The organism is Opitutus sp. GAS368 (genome assembly GCF_900104925.1).
Lineage (GTDB): Bacteria > Verrucomicrobiota > Verrucomicrobiia > Opitutales > Opitutaceae > Lacunisphaera.
The window spans coordinates 668,403-691,606 of record NZ_LT629735.1 but is presented as its reverse complement, the minus strand read 5'-3'; the positions used below and the strand labels follow the sequence as shown (position 1 = coordinate 691,606).

At 67.0% G+C, this 23,204-nt stretch carries 17 protein-coding genes; 4 read left to right on the top strand and 13 right to left on the bottom strand.

The window, feature by feature from the left end:
• Window positions 1–144: 144 nt before the first annotated feature.
• On the bottom strand, window positions 145–711 hold the full coding sequence (gene def, locus BLU29_RS02995; protein ID WP_091055094.1) for a peptide deformylase: 567 nt from the start codon (window positions 709–711) through the stop codon (window positions 145–147).
• A 162-nt stretch (window positions 712–873) separates the two neighbouring features.
• On the opposite strand from def, the gene BLU29_RS02990 reads away from it, so the two are divergent.
• Both BLU29_RS02990 and BLU29_RS02985 read left to right on the top strand, forming a co-directional pair.
• Window positions 874–2,460, top strand: coding sequence for a hypothetical protein (locus BLU29_RS02990; protein WP_091055093.1), 1,587 nt, complete (start codon window positions 874–876; stop codon window positions 2,458–2,460).
• A 12-nt stretch (window positions 2,461–2,472) separates the two neighbouring features.
• Window positions 2,473–3,861 carry a hypothetical protein gene (locus tag BLU29_RS02985; protein WP_091055092.1) on the top strand — a complete coding sequence of 463 codons (1,389 nt, stop codon included), beginning with the start codon at window positions 2,473–2,475 and terminating at the stop codon, window positions 3,859–3,861.
• Between the two features lie 158 nt (window positions 3,862–4,019).
• Here the strand turns inward: BLU29_RS02985 and BLU29_RS02980 are convergent, their stop codons facing one another.
• The gene (locus BLU29_RS02980) at window positions 4,020–5,528 is read right to left on the bottom strand and encodes a glycosyltransferase family 39 protein (protein ID WP_091055091.1); all 1,509 of its coding nucleotides are present in this window, start codon (window positions 5,526–5,528) and stop codon (window positions 4,020–4,022) included.
• A gap of 74 nt (window positions 5,529–5,602) precedes the next feature.
• On the opposite strand from BLU29_RS02980, the gene BLU29_RS02975 reads away from it, so the two are divergent.
• Entirely contained in the window at window positions 5,603–6,652 is a 1,050-nt protein-coding gene (locus BLU29_RS02975; protein ID WP_231962296.1) for a sodium:calcium symporter, read from the top strand.
• Window positions 6,653–6,746: 94 nt separating this feature from the next.
• Here the strand turns inward: BLU29_RS02975 and BLU29_RS02970 are convergent, their stop codons facing one another.
• From BLU29_RS02970 to BLU29_RS02950, 5 genes are all read right to left on the bottom strand, one after another.
• Entirely contained in the window at window positions 6,747–7,163 is a 417-nt protein-coding gene (locus BLU29_RS02970; protein WP_091055090.1) for a hypothetical protein, read from the bottom strand.
• Window positions 7,164–7,310: 147 nt separating this feature from the next.
• Complete coding sequence (locus tag BLU29_RS02965; RefSeq protein ID WP_091055089.1) at window positions 7,311–8,072, bottom strand: DUF1080 domain-containing protein; 762 nt, start codon at window positions 8,070–8,072, stop codon at window positions 7,311–7,313.
• Window positions 8,073–8,428: 356 nt separating this feature from the next.
• Entirely contained in the window at window positions 8,429–8,914 is a 486-nt protein-coding gene (locus BLU29_RS02960) for an asparaginase domain-containing protein (RefSeq protein WP_091055088.1), read from the bottom strand.
• A 278-nt stretch (window positions 8,915–9,192) separates the two neighbouring features.
• Window positions 9,193–9,411, bottom strand: a complete 219-nt coding sequence (locus BLU29_RS02955) for a type II toxin-antitoxin system HicA family toxin (RefSeq protein WP_091055087.1) — start codon at window positions 9,409–9,411, stop codon at window positions 9,193–9,195.
• Complete coding sequence (locus BLU29_RS02950; protein WP_091055086.1) at window positions 9,404–9,622, bottom strand: type II toxin-antitoxin system HicB family antitoxin; 219 nt, start codon at window positions 9,620–9,622, stop codon at window positions 9,404–9,406. The genes BLU29_RS02955 and BLU29_RS02950 overlap by 8 nt, the downstream gene beginning before the upstream one ends.
• 209 nt (window positions 9,623–9,831) lie before the next feature.
• On the opposite strand from BLU29_RS02950, the gene BLU29_RS02945 reads away from it, so the two are divergent.
• Window positions 9,832–11,106: a sulfatase-like hydrolase/transferase gene (locus BLU29_RS02945; RefSeq protein ID WP_091055085.1), complete on the top strand. Its 1,275-nt coding sequence runs from the start codon at window positions 9,832–9,834 to the stop codon at window positions 11,104–11,106.
• Between the two features lie 129 nt (window positions 11,107–11,235).
• Here the strand turns inward: BLU29_RS02945 and BLU29_RS02940 are convergent, their stop codons facing one another.
• The 6 genes from BLU29_RS02940 to BLU29_RS02915 form a co-directional block, all read right to left on the bottom strand.
• Window positions 11,236–15,177 carry a response regulator gene (locus BLU29_RS02940; RefSeq protein ID WP_091055084.1) on the bottom strand — a complete coding sequence of 1,314 codons (3,942 nt, stop codon included), beginning with the start codon at window positions 15,175–15,177 and terminating at the stop codon, window positions 11,236–11,238.
• Between the two features lie 106 nt (window positions 15,178–15,283).
• A complete protein-coding gene (locus BLU29_RS02935; RefSeq protein ID WP_091055083.1) occupies window positions 15,284–18,073 on the bottom strand; it encodes an AsmA-like C-terminal region-containing protein in 2,790 nt (929 codons plus the stop codon).
• 74 nt (window positions 18,074–18,147) lie between these two features.
• Window positions 18,148–18,627 carry a transposase gene (locus tag BLU29_RS02930; RefSeq protein WP_091055082.1) on the bottom strand — a complete coding sequence of 160 codons (480 nt, stop codon included), beginning with the start codon at window positions 18,625–18,627 and terminating at the stop codon, window positions 18,148–18,150.
• Window positions 18,628–18,642: 15 nt separating this feature from the next.
• Entirely contained in the window at window positions 18,643–20,643 is a 2,001-nt protein-coding gene (locus BLU29_RS02925; protein WP_091055081.1) for a DUF4340 domain-containing protein, read from the bottom strand.
• A gap of 115 nt (window positions 20,644–20,758) precedes the next feature.
• Window positions 20,759–22,234 carry a GldG family protein gene (locus BLU29_RS02920; RefSeq protein WP_091055080.1) on the bottom strand — a complete coding sequence of 492 codons (1,476 nt, stop codon included), beginning with the start codon at window positions 22,232–22,234 and terminating at the stop codon, window positions 20,759–20,761.
• Window positions 22,235–22,354: 120 nt separating this feature from the next.
• Window positions 22,355–23,116 carry an ABC transporter permease gene (locus BLU29_RS02915; protein WP_091055079.1) on the bottom strand — a complete coding sequence of 254 codons (762 nt, stop codon included), beginning with the start codon at window positions 23,114–23,116 and terminating at the stop codon, window positions 22,355–22,357.
• Between the last annotated feature and the right edge of the window lie 88 nt (window positions 23,117–23,204).

Below are 23,204 nucleotides of genomic sequence, written 5' to 3'. Positions count from 1 at the left end.
GATGTAGGAGCCTGCTTGCAGGCGATTCCGCACTAGATCCATTGTCAGACATCCCGCATCGCCTGCAAGCAGGCTCCTACAAGGGAGGGAGGAAATCGTGGGCATGATGCGTTGGTGTTGGTTGCTCAAAGGCCCCGGGGACCTTCACTTCTTCGCCGCCTCGCGGGTCTGTTTCTTGAGCGCTTTCAATTCCGGGTCGATGACAGCGAGCACGTCTTTGGCCATCCGGTCGATGTAGAGGATCCCGTTGAGGTGGTCGACCTCGTGCTGCACGCAGCGCGAGAGCAGGCCGGTGCAGCGCAGCACGTGGGCCTGGCCGGCGGGGTCCTGGAACTTGACCGTGATCTCGTCCGGCCGCACCACGTCGCCGCGGATCTGGGGAAAGGACAGGCAGCCCTCCTCGTAGACGGTCTCGGGCTTCGGCACGACGGTCACCTCGGGGTTCACCAGGGCCAGCGGCATGAAAATTTCCAGGGGTGGCCGGGCGCCGTCATATTCCCAGGCAAACTCCGCCTCGGCGGGCCGGAGGTCGATGACGCAGAGCTGGATGGCTTGGCCGACCTGCTGGGCCGCGAGCCCGATGCCCTCCGCCGCGTGCATGGTCTCCACCATGTCGGCCGCCAGCTTGGCGAGCGCGGCGTTGAACGCCGTCACTTTCGCGCCTTTTTTGCGCAGGATGGGCTCATTGAAGTGAACTATTTTCAGCACCATGGGTCTTGGGTAGACGTCCACGCTATTTCCCCCGGCAAGGGGGCCGCAAATAAATTTGTTTCCGTCTGCCAAGCTGTTATGCATCGACCCGTGACTCCGCCCGACTCCGCTGCCGGCGCCCGCTCTGCCTTATGGCAACTTTGGTTGGCCTTGGGTGCGGGCTTGCTGGCCCTGGCCTGGCTTCTGCCGGTGAACGTCAAGTCGCTCAACACCGCCCTGCTGCGCGAGGCCGGCCGCGAGACCCAGAGCGTGGCCGGTTTCGGCCGCGAACTGCTCGAACTCGACAAACCGGGTCCCGCGGCCCTGGTGCTCGAGACGGCCCGCAAGGTGGGTGACCCCGGCGCCGGCCCGCTCGGCACCATTTACGAGGACTTTGCGCGGAAACACCGCGAGATGATGCCGTGGGGCGGCTGGGACATCGCCCTCGAACCGCTGCTCGGCAGCCGCAGCGCGGCGGCGTCCGCCGATTCGCAGCCGGTGCTGACCTTCATGGCGACCCAGCAGGCGCGCGAGAATCTCCGCCGCTACCTCGGGGTCTCCCGGCTGCCGGGCGTGCAGACCGTCCTGCAGACGGCCGAGCTGGGCTCCACGCAGCGCTTCGTGCCCGCCAACCGGCCCGGCGGCCAGCCGCTGGAGGCCGTCATCCTGCTCACGGCCTACCTCTGGCAGACCGAGCATCTCTCGTCGGGCCTCCAGCGCGAAGTGCGTGCCTTGGCCGAGACCGCCGTGCGCACCGGCCAGATGGGCGAGCTGGAGGATTTCTACCTTGATGTCCTGACGCTCGGCCGGCGGCTCAACTGGGTGCAACTTTCGGAATTGCTGCGCACCACCGGCAGCCTCGGCACGGTCGGGCAGTTCGCCCATCTCGCGCGCGTCGCCCCGGAGCACCTGCCGGTCATCTACACCGCCGCGCTCATGACGAAGTCGGCCGACCGCGTCGCGCATTACCTCATCACCTTCGGCCAGCCGGGCGTGGAACACCTCCAGCTGGCGCTGGCCAGCGGCGAAGGCGCCGTCGAGCAGCTCGTGCAGCGGCAGGCGCCGGTCTCCCATGCGGCCGGGCCGGAGTTCGAATTCGGCGCGGGCTTCGTGCTGCGGCACCCCGAGCTGGCGCTGGTGGCCAAATATGCGGCCTTCCTCGGCGGCGTCTTCCTCCTGCTGCGGGCGGTGGACACCCGGCTGTTCTTCTCGGTCGAGTCCGCGCTGCGCGGCGCCTTCCCGCGCATGGGCAGCGGCGTGATCGCGGTCGTGCTCACCTTCATCTTCTTTGTCTTCTCGGAGCCCTTCCTGCTCAAGGCCGCGCCCGTTTCGGACTACAAAATAAAACTCACCATTCCCGTCATCGGTGCCCTCGCGGCACCGGCCGCCCCCGCTTCAACCACCCCCGCCACCATGGACATCACCACCATCCTCACCATCGTCATCTTTGCCGCCATCCAGCTCGGCATGTATTTCATCTGCGTGATGAAAATCTCCGACATCGCCCGCCAGTCCATCCCGTCGGCGCTCAAGCTCCGGCTCATGGAAAACGAGGAGAACCTCTTCGACGGCGGCCTCTATCTCGGCATCGCCGGCACCGCCACCGCCCTGGTGCTCCAGGTGCTCCATGTCATCGACGCCAACCTGCTCGCCGCCTACTCCTCCAACCTCTTTGGCATCGTCTGCGTCGCGCTGGTGAAGATCCGCCACGTCCGGCCCTACAAGCGCCAGCTCATCATCGAGAGCCAGACGGCCGCGGTTACCGCCTGAGGCCGCCCCGACATGAACAAGACGCTCCTCCTGATCATGTGCGACTTCATGTTGCTCAATCTCCTGGCGCTCACCCGCTGGGAGAAGGCCGAGCCGTCGCATACCCAGCTCGAGACCGCCGCGCCGCGCTCCGCCGCCAGCGCCCCGTCGATCAACGCCGACATGGTCGAGCTCATGCGTGTCTCCCTCGAGGACGAGAAGGCCGCGCGCGACGCGCTCAACGCGCAGCTGGCCTCCACCTCGGGCTCGCTGGCCGAGCGTGAGAAGAACGTCGCCGCCCTCCAGTCCCAGAAGGGCCAGCTCGAGCGCACCCTCTCCGCCACCCAGACCAGCGTGAAGGAGCTGGAACAGCGCTACACCGCCACTTCGCAGGAGGCCTCGATGTCCAAGGAGCAGCTCGCCAAGCTGCAGCGCGAGCTCGAGGAGCAGAAGGCCGAGGCCGAGCGCCAGCGCGAGGAACTCGCCCGCGCCGAACGCGCGAACGCCGAGGCCCGGCAGCGGATCGAGAACCTCAACGTCGCCGTCAAGGTGGCCGAGCAGGAAAAGGGCCTGCTCACCCAGAACCTCACGGAGGCCAAGCAGCAGGTCGAGGTCGAGCGCGCCGAGCGCGCCAAGGTGCAGGAGCAGACCGCGCAGCTCGGCCAGAATGTCGGCCAGCTGGCGGAAAAGTCCGGCGAGCTCAGCCAGGAGATCCGCACCAACCGCCCGGTGAACCCCAACCTCATCTTCAGCGAGTTCCAGGCCAACCGCGTCACGACGAAGCTGACCGCGCGCAAGCCCGGCCTTTTCAGCCCGACCGTCAAGGACAAGGAGGCGCAGACCGTGCTGGTGAGCGACGGCCAGCACACCTACGCCCTCATGCACCTGAGCGACACGCCGTTCACGCTCGTCGAGGTTCCGTCCGACTACGACCGGGTGACCGGCACGCTGACCCGCGGGTCGTTCAACGCGCCGGTGGGCGAGCTGCAGTTCCTGCGCCTCGACCCGCGCGTCATCGTGGTGCCGGTGGACGACTCGCTGGCCGCCCTCATGGGCGCCAAGATCTACCAGCTCGCCAAGGAGCCCTTCAAGTTCCCCGACGCCGTGCTGGTGCGGGCCGACGACGGCCATTACGGCGAGACGACCCTGCGCATCGACCCCACGAGCAATTCCTACGTGAAGCTCGACAACCGGATTGTCACGCGGCTGTTCGGCGAGATCGCTCCGAAGCGCGGGGACCTTGTCTTCAGCAAAACGGGCGAGCTCATCGGCATCATGGTCAACAGCGAGTATTGCGCCGTGCTGGGCGATTTCACCGCCGCCTTCACCCTGAAGGCCGGGGACAATCCCGAGCCCAAGACGAGCGGCGTCATCGCCGATTTCCAGGCCCGCTGGTCGCGCCTGCCGCCCAGGCTGCAGTAGAGCCGGCGCTCAGCCGGGATCTGCAGTTCGTGGTGGAGCGGGTTGACCGCAACACGCTGGTTTGAGAGTGGCCGCCCGAAAGCGTGTTGAGGTCAACGCGCTCCACCTTTAAGTGCGTTCACTTTCGAGTGAAATACGGTTGACTGCATGAGTCCGGCTCAGGGTTGGAATTGCCAGAGGCTGAAGCTCTCGCCGGCGCCCCGGTCGATGGTCCGCACGAGCCGGGCCGGCGAGCCCGGTGCCGCCAGCCACGGATGCGCCGGATAAAGGCTGCCCTCGTAGAGGAGGAAGCAGGCGACGGGCGTGCCGGCGCTCACGTGGCGCAGGCCGCCGCCGGCGACCGCCAGCTCCGCCGGCTCGTAGACGGTGAAGGGCACCACGCCGATGCGCGGGTCGCCCAGCTCGGCCAGCAGCAGCCCGTAGCAGCCGGGCCGCATGAACCGGTGCGTCAGCACGAGGCAGCGCACCTGATGCTGATCCGCGTAGTCGGCGAGAAAGCGGCGCGTCTCGGCCAAGCCGCGGCCACTCCAGGGGCCGGTGGCATACTGTTTGATTTCGGCCGCAGGAACGGCCGCGGTGCGCGGGTCGGTGCCGATGCCCCACGAGACGGCGCCCCAGCGGACCAGCGCCACCGCGAAGAGGAGCGTTGCGCTGTCCCGCCAGCGTGGGGCGGCCGCCGGGATCGCGCCCCAGGCCAGCCCCAGGCCCAGGATCAGCGGCAAGTGGTCCGGCAGCGCGTAGCGGGCGTAGGTGTTGTTATAGCAGAGGGCGGCGACCAGCAGTGAGACGGCCCACGCGGCGGCGCAGGCCAGCGCCAGCCATTGCCGGCCCCGGGCGGCCAGGACCAGAGCGCCCGCCAGCAGCAGGAGCAGGGGCCAGCCGCCATAGCCCGAATAAAAACCGAGCCAGATCGCCAGCCGCTCCAGCGCGGACTGCAGGAACCCGCCATGGGCGACGGAGGGCAGGGCGTCGTAGCGGCCGAGTTTGGAGCCCAGGCGGGCGAGATCACCGCCGAGCGTCAGCCCCGGGAGCAGTGCCCCCAGGGGAATCAGCCACAGCTGCCGGTCGAACACCGGCCGGGCTTGAAGGCGCTGGTGCGCGACATACACGAGGCCGAGCCAGGGCAGCGCAAGCACGGCGGAAATTTTCAACAGGAGGGCGACGCCGAACAGACCGCCGGCACCGAGCCAGGCCCAGCGGCGCCCAGCGGGCAATCCCGCGACCAGGAGCGCGAGCGAACCGGCCAGCAGGGCGGTGACAAACGGATCCTGCAGGGCCAGGCGCTCGTGCCACACGGCGAACGGCAGCACGGCCCACAGCCACAGGCCGGCCAGCGCGGCACGGTGTCCGCCCAACCGGTGGAGCGTCCAGCCCAGCGCAGCCATGGTCAGCAGGCCGGCACCCGCGCTCATCAGGCGGGCCACGGCCAGCGCCTCGGCGGGGAACCAGCCGGCCGGCCGGAACAGATAAACCAGCCACGGGCGGCCCTGTTCGAGCGGCTCGAAGGCGGTCCGCACCCGCGGGTCCAGCGCGGTCAGGATGTTCGCGCCCTCGTCCGTGAAGGGATCGAGGTCGCCGTGGCCCCGCACGCGCAACCACGCGGCGACCGCCACCGGCAGCGCCGCCCACAGCCAGAAGGGCGCACGGGATTCGGCGGCGGGAGTCATCGTGGTTTCATCCAACCGGGGCGGACCATGAAGTCAGTTATTTTTGCACGCAAAGCGGGATTTACAGCGGCGCCGTGTCCGCCCTTGCTGGCGGCGTGCTTCCCCAACTGCTCGACTCGCTCGCGCTGTCCGACCCGTGGACCTACCTCGCGGTGTTCCTCGGCGTGTCGCTGCTCATGCTGTGGCGGCTGGAGGCGATGCTTGACCAAGGGCTGGAAGGCACGGCCCTGGGCACGCTGCTGACGCCTTACTGCACCGGCCTCGGCAACCTCATCTTTGTCGGCATCATGATCGCGCGGAAGGGCGCGCCCGGCGAGGTGCTGACCAACTGCCTGGTCAACAACGTCACCAACCTCACGCTGGTGCTCGGCGTGCCGGCGCTGTGCTGGGGTCTGGCCGTGCTGCCGGCAAAGGCCAGGGCGGCCGGCACGAAGGGGAAAAAACCGGCCCGGTCCGCGAAAACGGCGAAGGGTGGCGGACTGGAGGGCCAGCTCAACCGCCTGTCGCTCCTGCTTACGCTCACCGCCGTGCTGTTCTTCACCGGCACCACCTGGGCGCTCGGTCGCGACGGGACCCTGGACCGCACCGACGGCCTGGTGCTCATCGGGCTGTTCCTCTTCTGGCAGTGCTTTCAGGTGTTTGACGTCATGAAGCACAACCTGCGGCAGAAGGTTTCCTTCGGTTGGAGGTTTTATGTCGATGCCGTGGTGGTGCTCGCCTGCGCCTACCTCATGTATGAGACCCTCGACTGGCTCGTGACCTGGCTGTCGGCGCAGAAGGAGGGGTTTGTCAGCGCCGCCAATCTCGGCTGGCTGACCGGCTGGCTGATGGTGCTGCCCAACGCCGTGCTGGCCCTCTACTGGGGCTGGAAGCGCCGGGCGGACATCGTCTACACCTCGCAAGTGGGCGACGGGCACATCTGCATTCCGCTTTGCCTCGGGCTGTTTGCCGTGGTGCGGCCGCTGCCGACGGCAGGATTCACGACGACCACGCTGGCGATCCTGGCCGGCTCCGCGGTGCTGCACGGGGTGATGCTGCTCACCAGCGGGGGCCTGCCGCGCTGGGCGGGCGGGGTGTTGGTCGCCGCCTACGGCTGGTTTGTCTACGCGGGGTTGCTGGCCTGAGGTAGGAAAGGATGAAGTAAGAAGGAGAAAGGATGAACAGAGTCCTTCGGCCGTGAAATTTTCTTAATTCTTCCTTCAACCTTCTTCCTTGCCTCTACTTCAGCGGGTCGTCGCGGAACTTGGCGCAGAGCTCGGCGAAGGGCTCCTGCGCGGCGAGCCACCGTTGATCCCGGCGGATATCGTCCATGGTCTTGGTCGTGTGGTTGCAAAAGAGGTAGGCCGCTGGGCCCAGGCGGATGCAGGCGTCGTAGTGCGTGCCGTCGGCGCCGTGGATAAACGCAAAGTCGCCGACGGCCATCTTGCGGGACTCGATCTCGGCTTGGAGCGGGGCGATGTCGTTCTTGAACTTTGCCTGGTAAAGGTCGGCGCGCGGACCGTCGTAGGCGAGGATCGCCCCGGATTCGCGCGCGAGCTTCACCAGCACCCACTCATTGAAGACGGGCTGGTGGTAGAGCGCCTTCATGCGGGCGAAGGCTTGGAGGATGGCCACGTGGGCGTCGGGGAGATTCATGGACGGTATGACCTGTCTTTTTGGGCAAGGGGCGGGCCGAGGCCAGCAGAATGTGGCGGTGCCGGCGGAGTTCGCGGCGATGTGAAGTCGAGGGTGGAACGCGGCCTCCGGACGCGTTGAAAGCGCGCCCGAAGGTCGCGCTCCACCTTATTTTACCTCCGGCAGGCTGATTTCCCGCACCCAGATGTTGCGGAAGGCCGTGGGATTATGGTGGTCCTGCAGCTGGAGCGGCAGCCGGGCGGCGTGGGCCTTGTATTTCGGCTGGCCACGATACTCGGTCGGGCCGGTCAGGATGGCGTCGTGCTGCACGAGCACGTCGTTGTGGAAGACGGTCATGCGCGCCGGGCTGACGAGGGTGTCGTCGGCGGCGAAGCGCGGGGCGATGAACACCACGTCGTAGGTCTGCCACGTGCCGGGCGGACGGCTGGCGTTCACCAGCGGCGGGTGCTGCTTGTAGATCGAGGCGGCCTGGCCGTTGACGTAGGTCGGGTTCTCCCATGAATCGAGGATCTGGAGTTCGTATAGCCCCATGAAGAACACGCCGCTGTTGCCGCGGCCCTGGCCGGTGCCCTCGACCTTGGCCGGGGTGCGAAATTCCAGGTGCAGCTGGATGTCACCGAAGGACCGCTTCGTCCGCTGGTCGCAGGGCTCGCCCGGCGCGGGGGTGGGGACGACGACCATGGCGCCGTCCTCGATCTTCCAGGGATGGCCGTTGGTGCGCGCCGGCTCCCAGGCATCGAGGCTGGTGCCGTTGAACAGCACGATGGCGTCGGACGGCACGCCGACGGCGGGGGCGGTGACAACCGGCGGCACGGGCGTGTAGTATTCGGTCAGTTCCGGCGGGGGCAGTTCCTCGGCGGCGAGGAGGCGGACGGACAGCAGGGCGAGCACGAGGGGTAGTTTTTTCATGGAGTGGTTTACGGCAGGGTTAAATGCACTGTCATCCTGAGCGGCTTGTCCGCCGAAGCCTTGGCGAAGGAGGAAGCGAAGGATCCACGGCAACGAAAGCCATAGCGCGAGCAAAAGCATGGATTTTTCACTTCGTTCAGAATGACAGGAAACGGGTATTGGGTTGGATTTGAAGGCGCTCCCTAATCCACACTAAATTGGCACTAATGGAGGGCTCGCGTCCCTGCGAGCCGCGGCCCAGCTGGAGCTGGGCTCTCCACCAAGGCTCGGCCCGCAGAGACGCGGGCCCTCCAGGAGACTTATCCGTGTTCATCCGCGAAATCCGTGGTCAAAACTCAGGTTTCAGGTTTCTGTTTTCACGCCTTCGGCTCGAAGCGGCTTTGGGCGCGGTTCTTTTTCACCGTGTGGGCGGGCGCGACCACGCCGTTCATCGCGATGTAGATGCCGGGTGACAGCGATTGGAGGGCGCCGACAGCGCAGCCGAGGTTGAAGACGGCGTCGCTGTTGCGGAAACGGGCGGGCTGCATCGAACCGGTGAAGACGATGACCTTGTCCTTCAGGCCCTCGAGCTTGGCGGCCGTGGCCGTCATGGTGTCGGTGCCGTGGGTAATCAGGATGAGATTCTCGGGCGAGGCCTCGACGCGGGTGCGGATGAGGGCGCGGTCATCGTCGGTCATGGCGAGGCTGTCCTTCTGGAGGACGGACTCGACGACGAAGTCAAAGGTGACGTTGGATTCGCGAAAGACGGGCCCGACCTGGGGCTCGCCGACCTCGTAGGCGCTGGCGGCGTCGAAGTAGACCTTGTCGATGGTGCCGCCGGTGGCGATGACACGGATGCGCATGACCGGAAGGTGGCGCCGCGCCCGGGCAAATTCAACCCGGATTCACGGCGGGATTAACCACGATCAGCCTTCGCAAGGCCTATGGCTGACAAGAGGCACGAAGATCACGAGCAACGGACCGCAAGGCAGGTTCGCTTTGTGTCTTTTTGTGCTTTTTATGGCTGAACCTCCTCATGGCCGGGCAACCGAACATCCTCTGGATAGTTACGACGCAATGGAGAGCCATGGCGACGGGGTATGCGGGGGACGCGAATGCGCGGACGCCGTGGCTGGACGGGCTATTTTAAAGCGCTCAGAAACTCATCGGCGGACACACCAGCTTGTTTGAGCACGCCGTTGAGAGTCCAACGGTTGATCTCCCGATGCATCGGCACCACGCAGCCGCGGTCGCCGCGACGCATGATGGCATGGCTGCCTTTCTGGCGGATGAAAACAAAGCCCAATTTTTCCAGTGCCTTGACGGCCTTACGGCCGGAGACTCCCGGCAAATTAGGCATGAGCGGCGACCTCGAAGGTGGTCATCACGGCCCGCCCGGCGGACTTCGCTTTCTCGGGAAATTCGGACAGGTATAGCTCGGTGGCTTCCTTGAGATTGCGCAACGCTTCCTGATGGGTGCGACCCTGGGTGGTCGTCCCGGTCTCCGGATTGTAGGCCACCAGCCACTTGGAGCGGGGCGCCGGATAAATGACTGCAGTCAAGGTGCGCATTTGAGAGGCAATATGCGGGAAGATTTGCTGGTGTCAATTAGCAGGCAGTCTGTTGCCCGTTTTTGTGGCTCTTTGCCTCTTTTTGTGGCTAAAAATATCCATGACGGCTCAACCGAACATTCTTTGGATTATTACCACCCATCCGCCTTCGCCCGAAGGCTACGGCGAGATTATAGCGACCGCGTTTGTTAGGTTTGCAGAGTAATAGCATGTCGCGGCCCAACATACTCTGGATTGTCACTACGCAATGGCGGGCCATGGCGACGGGGTATGCGGGGGACGCGAACGCGCGGACGCCGTGGCTGGACGGGCTGGCGAGCGAGGCGGTCAACTTCACGCAGGCCGTCACGCCGCATCCTCTCGGACCGCAGGCGCGGGCGGCGTTGCTGACGGGGAAGCTGTGTCCGGAGAATGGGGTGAACGATTATTGGGATGCGCTGCCCGTGTATAAAGGCGAGCCGGGCAAGGCACGGGCGTCGTCAAGCAACGCCCCTACAGGTCGGACTATTGCGCATGCGCTGAAGGACCGGGGCTATGCGACGGCGTGGTTTGGCAAATGGCATCTCGGGGAACGCGATCGCACGGCGCCGTTTGTCGGCGAGGCGAACGCGAAGCAGTTCGTGCCGCCGGAGCGGCGCGGGGGTTTCGAGCTGTGGGAAGGATTCGAAAGCGGGTTTCTGCTCAACGATCCGTGGCTGCACGGGACAAGGTTGCCTCAGCCGAAGCGATTCAAAGGTTATCAGAGCGACGTGTTGGTGCAGCGGGCGGCGGAGTGGCTGAAGACACCGCACTCACAGCCGGTGTTCTGCGTGGTGAGCTTGGAGGCGCCGCATCCGCCGTATCATGCGGCCGCGCCTCATGTGACGGAGATGAAACCGACGGAGTTGAAGCTGCGGGCCAATGTGCCGGCGGGCGGCCCGGTGGAGGAAAAGGCGCGGGATGAACTGGCGGGATACTACGCCCACATCGAGGCGACGGACCGCGCCACCGGGAAGCTGATGACCGAGGTGGACCTGGCGGAGACGATCGTCGTGTTCACGTCGGTGCACGGGGACATGCATGGGAGCCACGGTTTATTTCGCAAAGCGTGGCCTTACGAAGAGAGCATACGGGTTCCGTTGCTGGTGCGGTGGCCCGGTGGGAAAGTGACAAGTGGCAAGGGGCAGGTGACAAGAAAAGGACCGAGCAACGATCCGGTAAGCCTGGTGGACCTGCCGCACATGGCGGTGGCTTGGGCGGAGGGGCGGGAGTGGCACAACAAGCGGGACAGCGCGCTCATCTCGATGCCGACGGCGACGGAGATCGCCCAGCAGTGTCCGGTGGCGTGGCGCGGTTTCCGTTCGGCGAAGCACAAGCTGGTGCTCAAGGCGGACGGGACGCCGTGGTTGTATTTCGACTTGGAGAAGGACCCGATGGAAATGAAAAACCTCGCGGGGGATCCGGCGAGGGCGGGAGAGATTCAGGGACTGATTGGATTAATGTAAAGTGGAGGCGGGCCCTCCAAAGAACGCGACTCGTCGGGACGACTCGCCCTACCAAGGGCGGTTGAGGACAACCGCCCCTACCGAAAGGCACGGTCCGCCGGCAAGCGGCGACCCTACATTCAATCCACCTCAGGCCGGCGGACTGAAGTGGCGCGAGATGACCGCCTGGATCTCGTCGATCTTCACGGGCTTGGTGATGTAGTCGTTCATGCCGGCCTCGAGGCAGCGTTCGCGGTCGCCCTGCATGGCGTTGGCGGTGAGGGCGACGATGACGGGCTGGCGTTCCGGCGAAATGATGGCGCGGATCTGGCGCGTGGCCTCGAGGCCGTCCATCTCGGGCATCTGCACGTCCATGAAGAGCAGGTGATAGTTGCGCTCGCGCATGGCATGAACCGCCTCCAGGCCGTTCGCGACGGCATCGGCCCGGTAACCCATGCGCTCGAAGTAGCGCAGGGCGACCTTCTGGTTCACGGGATTGTCCTCCACGAGCAGGATGTCGAGCGGCAGCGTGTCGGCCAGGCGGATGGCCACACCGGTGTTGGACGAGGCGGGGGCGTGCGGGCCGGCGTCGGTGATGACACGCCGGAGGGTGTCGTGCAACGGGTAGGGCTTGATGGGCTTGGCCAGGCGGTAGATGAGCGGGTCGCTGCTCTCGCTGCGTCTGACCGTGGTGGCGGCGGGCGTGAGCAGGATGACCGGCAGGCCGGGATACAGCGCGTGCAACCCGGCGATCAGGTCGAGGCCCGAGCGGCCGGACAGCTGCTCGTCGATGATGGCGGCGGAGAGCGGGGCGATGGCGGCCTGCTGCATGGCGTCGGCCGCGTCGGCCGCGAGCATGGGGATGAGGTTCCAGCTCTTCAGGTAATGGCCCAGCGCGGTGCGGTTCACGGGCAGGTCGTCCACCGCGAGCACGCGGGCGCCGGCGGGCAGGGGGCTGAAGAGCGCGGGCGTGTCGGCGCTCAGGTCGACGGCGTTGGTCTGGATGCAAAAATGGAAGCGCGAACCCTTGCCCGGTGTGCTGGTGACATCGATGCTGCCGCCCATGAGCTGCGCCAGGCGGTCGCAGATGGCGAGACCGAGACCGGTGCCGCCGTATTTGCGCGTGGTCGAGGCGTCCACCTGGCTGAACGGCTTGAAGAGCAGCCCCATCCGGTCGGACGGGATGCCGATGCCGGTGTCCGTGACGTAGAAATCGAGGAGGATCTTCTCGTCGTCGGGGCGGCCCGTCGTGGCGGCGTCGGCGGTGACCTCGAGGGTGATGGCGCCGGCCGGGGTGAACTTCACGGCGTTGTTCACCAGGTTGACGAGCACCTGGCGGAGCCGGGTGATGTCGCCGAGGACGCAGGCCGGGACGAGAGGATCGATGACATAGGCAAGCTCGAGGCCCTTGGCGCCGGCCTGGGCGGAGAAGATGTCGACGGCCTCCTCGACGCACTGCGCGACCTCGAAGGGCTGGCTCTCCAGCGCCATCTTGCCCGACTCGATCTTGGAGAAGTCGAGGATCTCGTTGATGATGGAGAGCAGGGAATCGCCGCTGGTGCGGATGGTGCTGACGTAGTCGCGCTGCTCCGGCGAGAGGTCCGTCTCGAGCAGCAGGCTGGTCATGCCGATGACGCCGTTCATCGGCGTGCGGATCTCGTGCGACATGGAGGCGAGGAACTCGGACTTCGCGCGCGAGGCGGCGTCGGCCTCGGCCTTGGCGCGGCGGAGCTGCTGCTCGGTCTCGACGCGCGCGGTGATGTCGGTCTCGATGGCGATGAAGTTCTCGACCTCGCCGTCGTCGCTGAGCACGGGCTGCACGTCGAGGTGGACGTGGAAGCGGCGGTCGCCGGTGGCGAGCTGGACGGCGTCGGTGGTGATGGATTCGCGGGTGGCAAAGGCCGCGTTGATGCGGCCGACCGCGCCGGCGTCGGCGTCGGGGCTGGCGAGCAGCTCGGTGAGCGGGTGGCCGTGGATCTCGGGGAGCTTGCGGCCGGTGAGGCGGGAGTAGCTGGCGTTGGCCCACTCGATGCGGCCGAGCGGGTCGGTGATGATGACGGCGTTGTCGGTCTTGCTGGCGACGAGCGAGAGCTTGCGGCTCTCGGCCTGGCTGGCGCGGAGGGCCTCGTCGGCGCGCTTGCGGGCGTTGATGTTCTGGATGGTGCCGAGGACGCGGCGCGGGTGCCGGCTGGCCGTGAACGAGGTGCACTTGGCGCGGAGCGCGATCCAGACCCACTCGCCGGAGTGGTGCAGCACGCAATGCTCGATCTCGATGAAGGGGGTCTCGCCGCGGAAGTGGGCGTCGATGACGGCGCGAACCGCGGGCCGGTCCTCGCCGTGGAGCAGGTTGAGCCAGCCCGAGCCGGTGGTGGGCATCTCCTCGGGGTCGTAGCCGATGAGCTTCCAGATGCTGGGCGTGCAATACACCAGGTCGCTCTCGACGTCCCACTCGTAGACGCCGACCTGGGTGGAGTCGAAGGCGAGGTTGAGGCGCTCATCGGCGGTCTTGAGGCCGGCCTCGGCGCGGCGACGTTCCTCGTTCTCCAGGCGCAGCTGCCCGCTGGTGAGCTCGGCGGCGCGCTGGCGGCGGCGGGCGGACTGGGCGAGGTTGACGACGAGGCCGAAGAGCAGGCTGACGCCCAGGCCGGCACAGAGGGCGACCTCGGGCAGGTATTGGCGGTTGGCGGTGAGGAAGACGGGGCGCGGGGTCAGCGTGATGGTCAGGCTCTGGTTGAGAATGTGGTAGGAGGCGGATTGGCGGAGGCGCTCGTCCAGCGCCTCATCCGGGGTCATGGACTCGTAGACCTTCAGGGTGCGGCCCGCGTCGGGCCCGAGCCCGGGGTTGGCGATGGTGACGCTGACCCGGTAGCGACGGGAGAGATTGAGCCGCCGGTCGATCTGGTCGAAGAGCCGGTCGTAATAGAACTCGCCGACAATGAAGCCGCCGGCGGCTCCGGCGCGGGTGACGGGGATGTAAGCGGCGAACGTGGGGGACTGCAGCGGCGGCTCGAGCGGGGCGGCGATGGCGAAGCTGAAGGACGAACGCGCGGTCTCGGCGGCGGCGCGGCGCAGCGGGTGGCCCGCGTGGTCGAAGGACGCCGCGTCCTCGTTGCCCTCGTGCGGCCAGAACCAGCGGGTGCGCAGCCCGGCGTCAACCCACTCGATGGAGCGATAGCCGGGGACGTCACGGAGGTATTCGGCAACCTCGGCCTCCCACTCGGCCTGGGTGAGGCTGGTGGTGCGGGTCCAGCGGCGGGCCTGGCGGGTCAGGCCCTCGATGCCGGTTTCGGATTCGCCGCTGTAGAGGGCGGCGATGTTGTTGATCGTGAGCTGGGTCGTGCTGTTGGTGTAGCTGAGCTCGCGCTGGCGGAGGGCGACCCAGAAGGTGAAGGTGATGGTGAGGCTGCAGGCGACGACCGGAAGCCAGAGCCAGCGCGGGCCGCTGCCGAGCCGGTCGGCGTCATCGCGGGCGGCCAGCCAGATCTGGGCGTTGCCCAGCACGATGAGCAGCAGGGCGGTGGGCGGGCCGAGGCGCGCCCAGGCCTGCCACGGCTCGACGCTGTTAAGGCCGGTGCGGTAGGCCGCGAGGCCGGTCAGGCCGTAGGCGGCGGCGAGCGAGCCGAGCAACGCGAGCAGGATGGGCCGGCGCTTATCCCCGGGCCGGTTGGCCAGCCAGATGAACAACAGCCCGCTGCCCATCAGCACCAGCGCGAGCGCGGCGGGCATGCGGGAGATATCCGGGCCGGCGACGACGGCCGCATGGTTCACCAGCAGGTCGTCGATGCCGAAATCTACGTTGAGCGGGCCCTGGATGAGCGTGGCCCAGGCCACCAACGTCACGAGCGAGCCGAGGGTCAGCCCGGTGCGCGGCCAGCCGAGGCCGACGGCGATCGGCGCCAGGCCGAGCAACACGAAGCATGCACAGGCGTTGGCCGGAAGCGCGGCATCATAGGAGCGCGGCTGCACCAGGCCCAGGTTGCCGGTCTGCCAAGCCCACCAGCCCAGCAGCCCGTAGATTGCCAGGGCGGCAAAGGGCGTCAGGTAGCCGTAGGCAAACAGGCGTTGCCGGAATCGACTCGATGGGGGCGGCATGTGGTGCGCTCAGTTTGCTAGGGCGGCGCCATTCGGCTGGCAATGGTTTTTAGGGGGTTTCACCTAGGTCGCCCGGGATTTCCTCTGTTCACCCAACCGTCGTGTATTAACTCTTTGGGGGAATAGGTTTTGCCGGTTCGGTGATGGGCGGAGATTCGGGCGGGGATTTTGTGGCCGGGGCCGGCGCCTCCGGGTGGGAAGATGAGCCGCCGACGACGATGGACCAGTCGGGTTTGCTGACGGGGCCGGTGAGCTTGAGTTCGAGGATACTGGTGAGCGGGTTCATGACGAGGCCGATCACGCCTGTGATCAGGTTGCGGTTTTCCTCGTAGGGCTTGAGCCGGGCGGTGAAGTCGAGCGCGCTGGTGGCGAAGGTGAAATTCCCGCGCGCATCGATGACGGCGGTGCTGCCGGTGATCTTGAGGTCGGGGAAAAGCAGCCGGCCATTTTCCATCCGAAAGCTCGTGCGGGCCGCGTCCAGCTTCAGCGAGGTGAAATTCAGCGACAGTCCGCTGAGCACCTGCGAAAGCAGGCCGAAGAGATGGATCTCGCCGAGTTCGGCGCCGGCAAGCGAGGCGTTGCCGGTGCCGGTGAAGCTGGGGAGATCGCCGGGCCGGCCCGTGGCCGACAAGCTGACGTCAAGGCGGCCGCCCTCGGCGCGCTTCATGAACTTGCTGTCCGCCACCGCGGCGGGCTTGGTGCCGGTGAGGTTGGCCTGATACTCCTCAACGGCGCGGATGCTGCGGGCCAGGTCCGCGCCGCCGACCGTGACGTCGAAGCCGATCCGGCGGGCATCCGGCGGGCCGGAGACCGTGACCTTGCCCGCGCCCTTGCCGCCGGCCATCGTGAACTCAATCGCGTCGAGCCGCACCTCGGAGCCCGTGACGCCCCCGGTGACGCGGGCCGAGTCGAGGGGAAAGCCGTGGTAATGCAGCCCGCCGGCGGCGGAACCGGTGAAGGTGTATTCGTTGGTCGTGCCGACCGTGCCCAGCGCGTGCACGTGCGGCGGCGAGGTAAAGCGCAGGCTGGCCAGCACGTCGTCCGCCTTGCCGTCGAGCATCCGGCCGATGACGGCGGGGTCCACGGTCGAGTCGAAATCGAAATCGAACCGGCCGAGCCCGGGCGCGTCCGCGGTGCGCTTGAAGGTGCCGGTCACCCGCTGCGCGCCGCCGGCGCGCGTCGCCGCGAGCGCCAGCCCGTGGGTGAAGTGGGGCCGGAGGAAGAGCACCGCGTGGGTTTGCTCGAATTCGCCGCCCCAGACGGTGGCGTCGCGGGCGTCGCTGCTCCCGAAGTAAACCGTGCGGCTCGGGTCCCGCCAGCGGCCCGACAGATCAACCTCCGCGGTCGGCGGGGCGACGGGGAAGGCGAAATGGGCGTTCCAGAAATTCAGCCACCAGTCGCCCTTGAACCAACCGTTGATCTCGGGCGGCCGCAACCGGCCCTCGAGGAGCATGCGGTAGTCGGTGGTGGTGAAATTCATCCAGTAGGAGCCACGGGCAAAATTCTCGCCGAGCTCCACGCGGGCGTCGTGGGCGAGAAAACTCATGCCCTCGATATCGATCCGGCCGCGCGCGGCGGTGATCTTCACCCCGTGGGAGTCGAGCCGGCGGGCGTCGACGCGGCTGGAGAGGCGGGCGAAGCGCCAGCCCGGATCCAGCACGGCCTCCGCGCGGAAGGCCACGGGGTCGCCGAACACGAAATACGACGCGGCGCGCGGCGTGATCTGGTTCAGCACCCGGCTGATGAACTCGGGCGAGCCGCGGCCCTCGGCGCGCACGCGCGCGCTTTGCTCGGCCAGCCGGGCGTCGACCTCCAGGGCCAGGAACTCCCCGCTGAGCTGGGTCGCGAGCGCGGCCGACACGTCGGGCCAGCGGGTCAGGTCGGCGCGGAGCACGGGGCCGAGGGCGGAGGCGCCCGGCGCGGCCAGCTCGCCGACGGCCACGAGCGCCTCGCGCGGGTGCAGGCCGAGATTGTCCGGCGAGAGATCGAGGCTGAGGATGGCGCGCACCATTTCCGCCGAGTAAGTCTCCTGGTAGCGGGCGTGACGGGCCGCGGCATGCAGGCGCAGCACCCGCGGCCCCTTGCCGTCGAGCCGGAGCGTGCCGGTGGCCGCCAGGGGGCCGAGGGTGAGCGGCTGGCCCCACGGCTGGTGCGCCGCGACGGTCGTCAGCAGCAGATGCGCGGTGTTGCCGATCCCCGGCGGGCTCTCGAGCCGGACCGCGAGCACGGGCGAATCGAAGGCCTCGAGGCGATGAAGCTGGCTGGCGAACTGCCGGCTGACCTGCAGGAACTGGCCGGTGAGCTGGTCGGGCGTGAGGGCGGGGGCGCCGGGCGCGAGGGCGGGCAGCGTCACCTCGCCCCGGGCGGTGAGCACCAGCTGGCCGATGCGACCGTTGAACTGGTCCACCAGCCAGCGCTCATCCTCGTGCCGCAGCACCAGGGCCACGTCGTGGATCAGCGGCTCGACGGTGCCGCTCGGCGAAAGCATGGCGGGGAGCTGGAGCGCGGCGCCCTCGAGCCGGATCTCATCGGGGATGGGGCGGCCCGCGAGCACCGACCAGATGTCGCAGCGCAGGTAGAGCGACCGGCAGGTGAGCAGCGGTTCCTCGAACGAACGGGAGTGGAACTGGACGTTCTCGAGCAAGACGATCCCGGTGGGATCCAGGCGGGCACGGCCGAACTTGAGCGTGAGGCCGGCGCGGGTCAGCTCCGCCTCGGCGCGCCGGAGCATGAAGTCGGGCACCGGCAGTTCCCGGGCCGTCGCCACATAGATGAGGGTGGCCAGCGTCGCCCCCAGCACGAGCCACACCGCCCAGCACGCCACGGTGACGAGACAGGAGCCGCAGAACCGCAGCACGGTCAGCGCGGGCTTTTGTTGGGTGGGTTGGGCGGGCATCGAGGCGGGCTGCTGTAGCGGCGGTCTATGACCGCCGTTGACCGACACGGCGGTCACAGACCGCCGCCACAGGGTTAGAAATGCAGTTCATGGATTGAGCCTTGATAGGGCCACGCTTCGGGCGTGGCGGCCAAGCCGGCGCGGACGGGATTGGCGGCAACGTAATTCCATTTCTGATCGTAGGAATCCGCGGAACGCATAACGTGATCAAAAAATCCCTTTTGCCAATGGGGAGCCGTAACCCCGGCCGAGCACCACGATTTCGAAAGGGTGTTCTTCAGGGATTTTGCCCAATCCGAAAGGGATATATCTCCGAGGCTGAAGGTAACAAACAAGTGCAGGTGATCAGGCATGAGAACGTAGCGTCCGACAAAGGCCCCGCGGTCGGCGCCCTTTTCGCAGAATTGAACGAAGGCTTCGTGCGTGGTTGGTCGGAGCAGAATGGGTTTTCGCTCAAATGAGCACAGCGTGACGAAATAGAGTGGGTGTTTGAGATGAATGCGGGCGAGGCGGTGGAGGCGTGGCTGGTGCATGCATCGGGGAACGGCGGTCATAGACCGCCGCTACAGTTAAAGCTTCGTCGGCGGTGGCGCTGTCGTCGGCACCGAGGCCGGGGCGGGCGGGCCGGGATCCTGCTTCTCGACGTAGGTGAGGGCGAAGACCGCATCGAGCATCTCCTGCGTGGCCTCGAAGACGACGCCGTCGAATTCCGGCGTGCCCACGAGCATGGTGGTGCCGCCGAGCCGGTCGGTGAAATAAAGGGTGGAAACGGTGGGCGTCGGCGCGGCCCCGTTGCCCCCGGGGAGCACGAGCGTGGCATCCAGCTGGTATTTCCACGGCTGCGGTCCCCGCGGGGTCTCGGCGTGGTCGGCCGTGAAGGTGCCCGCGGTGAAAGCCTTGGCCCGCAGGGTGCGCAACTGGCCGAGCAGGGTGGCCAGCACGGTCCGCGCCTTGTCGGAGAGCTTCGCCGAGGCCAGCGACTCGGCGGTGAGGGCGGTTTCGTTGCGGGCGGTGAACACCTCGGTGCCGGCGGGCAGCGCGGTGAGCTTGAGCTCGGTGATGCGGGCGGCCTCCGGCAGTTCGCGCAGGATCCGGCGGCGGAAATGCCGGGCCAACGCGGGCGCGTCATCGAGAATGTCGGGCAGGATCTGGTAGACGAAAGGAGCGTTGGTCACGCGGGCGAAGGCCTCGCCGGGTTTGTCGGGCGAGACGCCGACCTGCAGCGTGAGGGTCGAGGCTTCCTTGCCGAGCGGGCCGCCGCCGGTGCTGAGGTTGAGGGTGATCTCCCGCTCAGGGCGGTTGAAGCCCCAGTTTTCGAGGTCGCTGGCGGCGGGGGCGTCGCTGAGGAACTTGGGGGCGCCCGGCCGGGCCTCGCGGGCGGAGAGCAGGGAGATTTTCTGCAGCAACTCCGTCACGACGCCGGGATCGGCGGCGATGGCCGAGGGCGTCGAGCCGGGCACGCGCACAATGGCCTGCCAGCCCTGCTCGCCCTCCAGTTTTTGCAGCGCCAGCTCGGGCTGGCCAGGGGCGACGATGGTGAACGCGGTGACGGTGGCGGGCTCGAAGTCGAGCACCCGCGGGTCGCGCAGCTCTTCCTGGGCCGCGCGGAGCACGTCGAGCAGCGGCTTCGGAACGACGGTGGTGAAGACCACGGTCTTGTCCTCGATCTTCGCGAAATACTCGGTGTCGGGCACGGTGGTGCCCTCGCGCGGCGGGATGACCGCACCGGTGGGATTGCCGAGCAGCAGGGTCTCGCGGCGGGCATTGCCCTCGAGGGTGACGCGCAGGGCCGGGGAGTTGAGGCCGGCGCGATCGAGGTCGGTGTCGCGGGGCTCGAGGAAGGTCCGGGCGGTGAGCGCGTTCACCGAGTTGATGGTCACCTCGACCGCGGCCTTGCTGGCCCGGGCGTTGATGGGCGCCTCGAAGGCCCAGTGGGCGGCGGCGTCGCGGCGGAGGCGGACCTTGAGGTTGGCGGGCGCGGCGGTCTGGACGTTGAGGGAGCGGACCTCAAACACCGGCACGGTGAAGAGGGAGGCGGCGCGCAGGGTGTCGAGGGGGAGGCTGATGGCCTCGGCGAGGCTGCGACTGACAACGTGAATGCGGGTGCCGTCGGCGGAGAGAACGTAGAGGCGGTTGCCCACCTCGGTGGTGTCACCGATCTTGAGGGTGTAGTTCCGGCCGGCCGAGGTGAACCCGAGGGTGAGGGCGGGATCCGCGAGCCCGTAGTCGGCGAGGCTGCGGCCGCTCGCGGCGAGCTCGGCGACGGGGAAGCTGGTCTCGTGCTCGAGCAGCTCGAGGGTGCTGAGCAGGCCGGCGATGGCGTTGCGGTCGGCCGGCCATTCATAGGGGACGGTGAGCCACCAGGAGTCGGTGCGCTTTTCGAGCTTCACCGTTTCGCCGGCGCGGTTGGTGCGCGTGAGCGCCTCGATGGTGGCGGCCTCGGGCCCGAGCACGCGGCGGCGGCTCTCCAGGGTCTGCGCCTCGCGGATGTGCGGCAGGTCGTAGAACCAGATGTAGGCGAACAGGACGACATTGAGGAAGAGCAGGACGACGGTGACTTTGGAGCGCATGGCAGGAACAGCGGTAGGCGATAAGCGCTAAGCTTTAAGCTCGCTCAGTGGGTTGGGGCGGAGGTTCACAGGGAATGGAAAGCTCAGGGCTTATCGCTTATTGCTCAGGGCTAAATCAATTCCGCCTGGTCCAGTAGACGATGAGGCCGAGCAGGGCGACGAGACCGGGCACGATGAGGAAAAGGCCGAGACGAAGGCGGCTGAGCTCCTCCTGGCTGAGGGCGAGCTGGAAGCGCTCGATGGGCCGCGCCGGGACGTTGAGCTGGGTGTCACGGTCGACGGCCCAGCTGACGGTGTTGAGGAAGAGGGGGAAGTTGCCGCCGCTGATGATGCGGTTGTTGGTGACGAGGTCGGCGGTGCCGAACACGGCGAGGCGGCCGCCCGGCACGCTGAGCGGGAGGTTGGCGGGCTTGAGGCGCTCCGAGATCACGAGGATGCCGAGGCCGTTGCGCTTGCGCAGGTCCTGGCCGGGAGTGTATTCGGCATTGTGGAGGCGGTAGCCGCTTTCCCCCCAGGAGTTGGGACTGCTGGCCACGAGGGTCTTCACGCTGAGGCCGTCGTCCGGCGAGCGGCCGATGTCCTCGCTCACGACGCGGGTCGGGCCGACCAGCGGAAACAGGGCGTTGTCGATGATCAGCTGGGTGATGGGGTGGGGCAGGAAATGGCTCAGGATGAGTTCGCCGTTTTCCGACATGTATCTGGGGTCCTTGTCCAGGATGATGTTGTCGTAGACGAGCACGCCCCAGTCGAAGAGCAGGTTCTCCAGGCCAAACTGGCGCGCCGGATCGACCATGAGGATGACGCGGCCGGCGCGGGTGGTCAGGTAATTGCGCAGCAGCTCCTCCTCGAAGGGCTGGAAGCGGCTCAGCGGCGAGGCGATGATGATGAGCGCGGTCTTGTCGTCGATCTTGCGGGTCAGGCTGAGGTTGACCACCTCGAGGTCATAGTTGCGCTGGCGCAGCTGGTCGCGGAGCTGCGAGAGGCCCCGGGCGCCGTCGATGCTGTCGGGCGACATCTCGCCGTGGCCGGCAAGGAAGACGATTTTCTTCTTTTCCGCGCTGGAGACATCGAGGATGGCGGCGGTGATGGCGGCCTCGCCCCGGAAGGCCTCGCGGCTGACCTTCTTCTTGATGACATAGAGCTCGTCGAGCCGCAGCGCGCGGGTGTGGCCGTCGCTCGCCAGCATGATGATGTTGGGCTGGTCGGCAACGCCGAGCGCCTCGGCCTCGCGCCGGCTCTGGTAGACGTCGACGTAGCGGACGGCGAGGTGCGCCTTGCTGTTGCCGCGGGCGAAGTAACTGTATTCACGGAGCAGCGTGCTGATGTCGCGGTAGGCCTGGGTCAGTTCCTCGCTGTCGTTGCTCTCGGTGAAGGTGACGGTGATCGTTACGTCGCGCTCGAGGCGCTCGAGGTAGGACTTGGTCTCAGGGGAAAGGGAGTGCCGGCGGCTGGCGGTGGCGTCGAAGCGCCAGGCGTGGTTGAGGGCGAGGTAGTTGAGTCCGGCGAACAGCGCGAGGAACAGCACGGCCTGCAACAGCAGGTTGATCAACCGGATCCAGCGGGCGGCGCGGAAGCTGTCGGAAAAATGCATCAGAACAGAGAGGCACCACGAAACACACGAAGCACACGAAAGTGGGCCGGGATATCACGGAATACGCTGGGCGACAGGTCGTTCATTTCGTGTTTTTGGGGTGTTTCGTGGTGACCCGGATCAGCCGTTGAGCAGCTTGGCCTCGACGCCGAGGATGCTGAAGAGGAGGGCGAGGGCGGAACCGGTCAGGTAGTAGAACAGCTGCCGGGTATCGATGATCCCGTGCGTGAAATCCTCGACGTGGGTGAAGATCTGCAGCGAATCGAGCGCGCTCTTCACGGGGTTGAGGACGGGTGCGTTGAGCGCGCTGATCTCGCCGAGGTAGCGCGGCCCGAGGATGACGAGGATCAGGAGCACCACGGTGAAAATGCCGGCTACGGGCTGGCTGCGCGTCATCGAGCTGGCGAGGATGCCGATGGCGATGAAGAGCAGGCCGCTGACGGCGATGAACAGGTAGCCGCCGAGGAGCGGGGCGGGGTCGAGGTAGCGGCTGTCCCGGGCGTAGAGCTGCAGGAGGTAGTGGAAGCCGAGGGTCGAGCCCCAGAGGAGCAGGTAGAAGAGGTAGGCGGCGGAGAACTTGCCGAGCACGACCTCGGCGGTGTTGACCGGCGTGGTCAGCAGCGTCTCCAGGGTGCCTTGGCGCCGCTCGTCGGCGATGGTCTTCATGGTGAGGAGCGGCACCATGAACAGCACCGGGAACCAGAATACCTGGAAGAAGACGACCGCGGGCGGCGTCTCCTGCGGCGCCTTGCTGTAGATCTCCAGGATGTTGCTGAAGAAAAAGCCCATGACGCCGAGGAAGAACACGGCGGCGATGTAGGTGCTCGGGCTGTAGAGCAGCGTGCGGACCTCGAGGGAGAAGATGGTGAAGTAGTGGCGCATTCGGGGAAAAGGCTGAAGGGCGGAAGAACTGAATGGCTGAAGGCGGAAAAGGGGGATGGTTGGGATTGGATTGGTGGGGTTTGGTTTC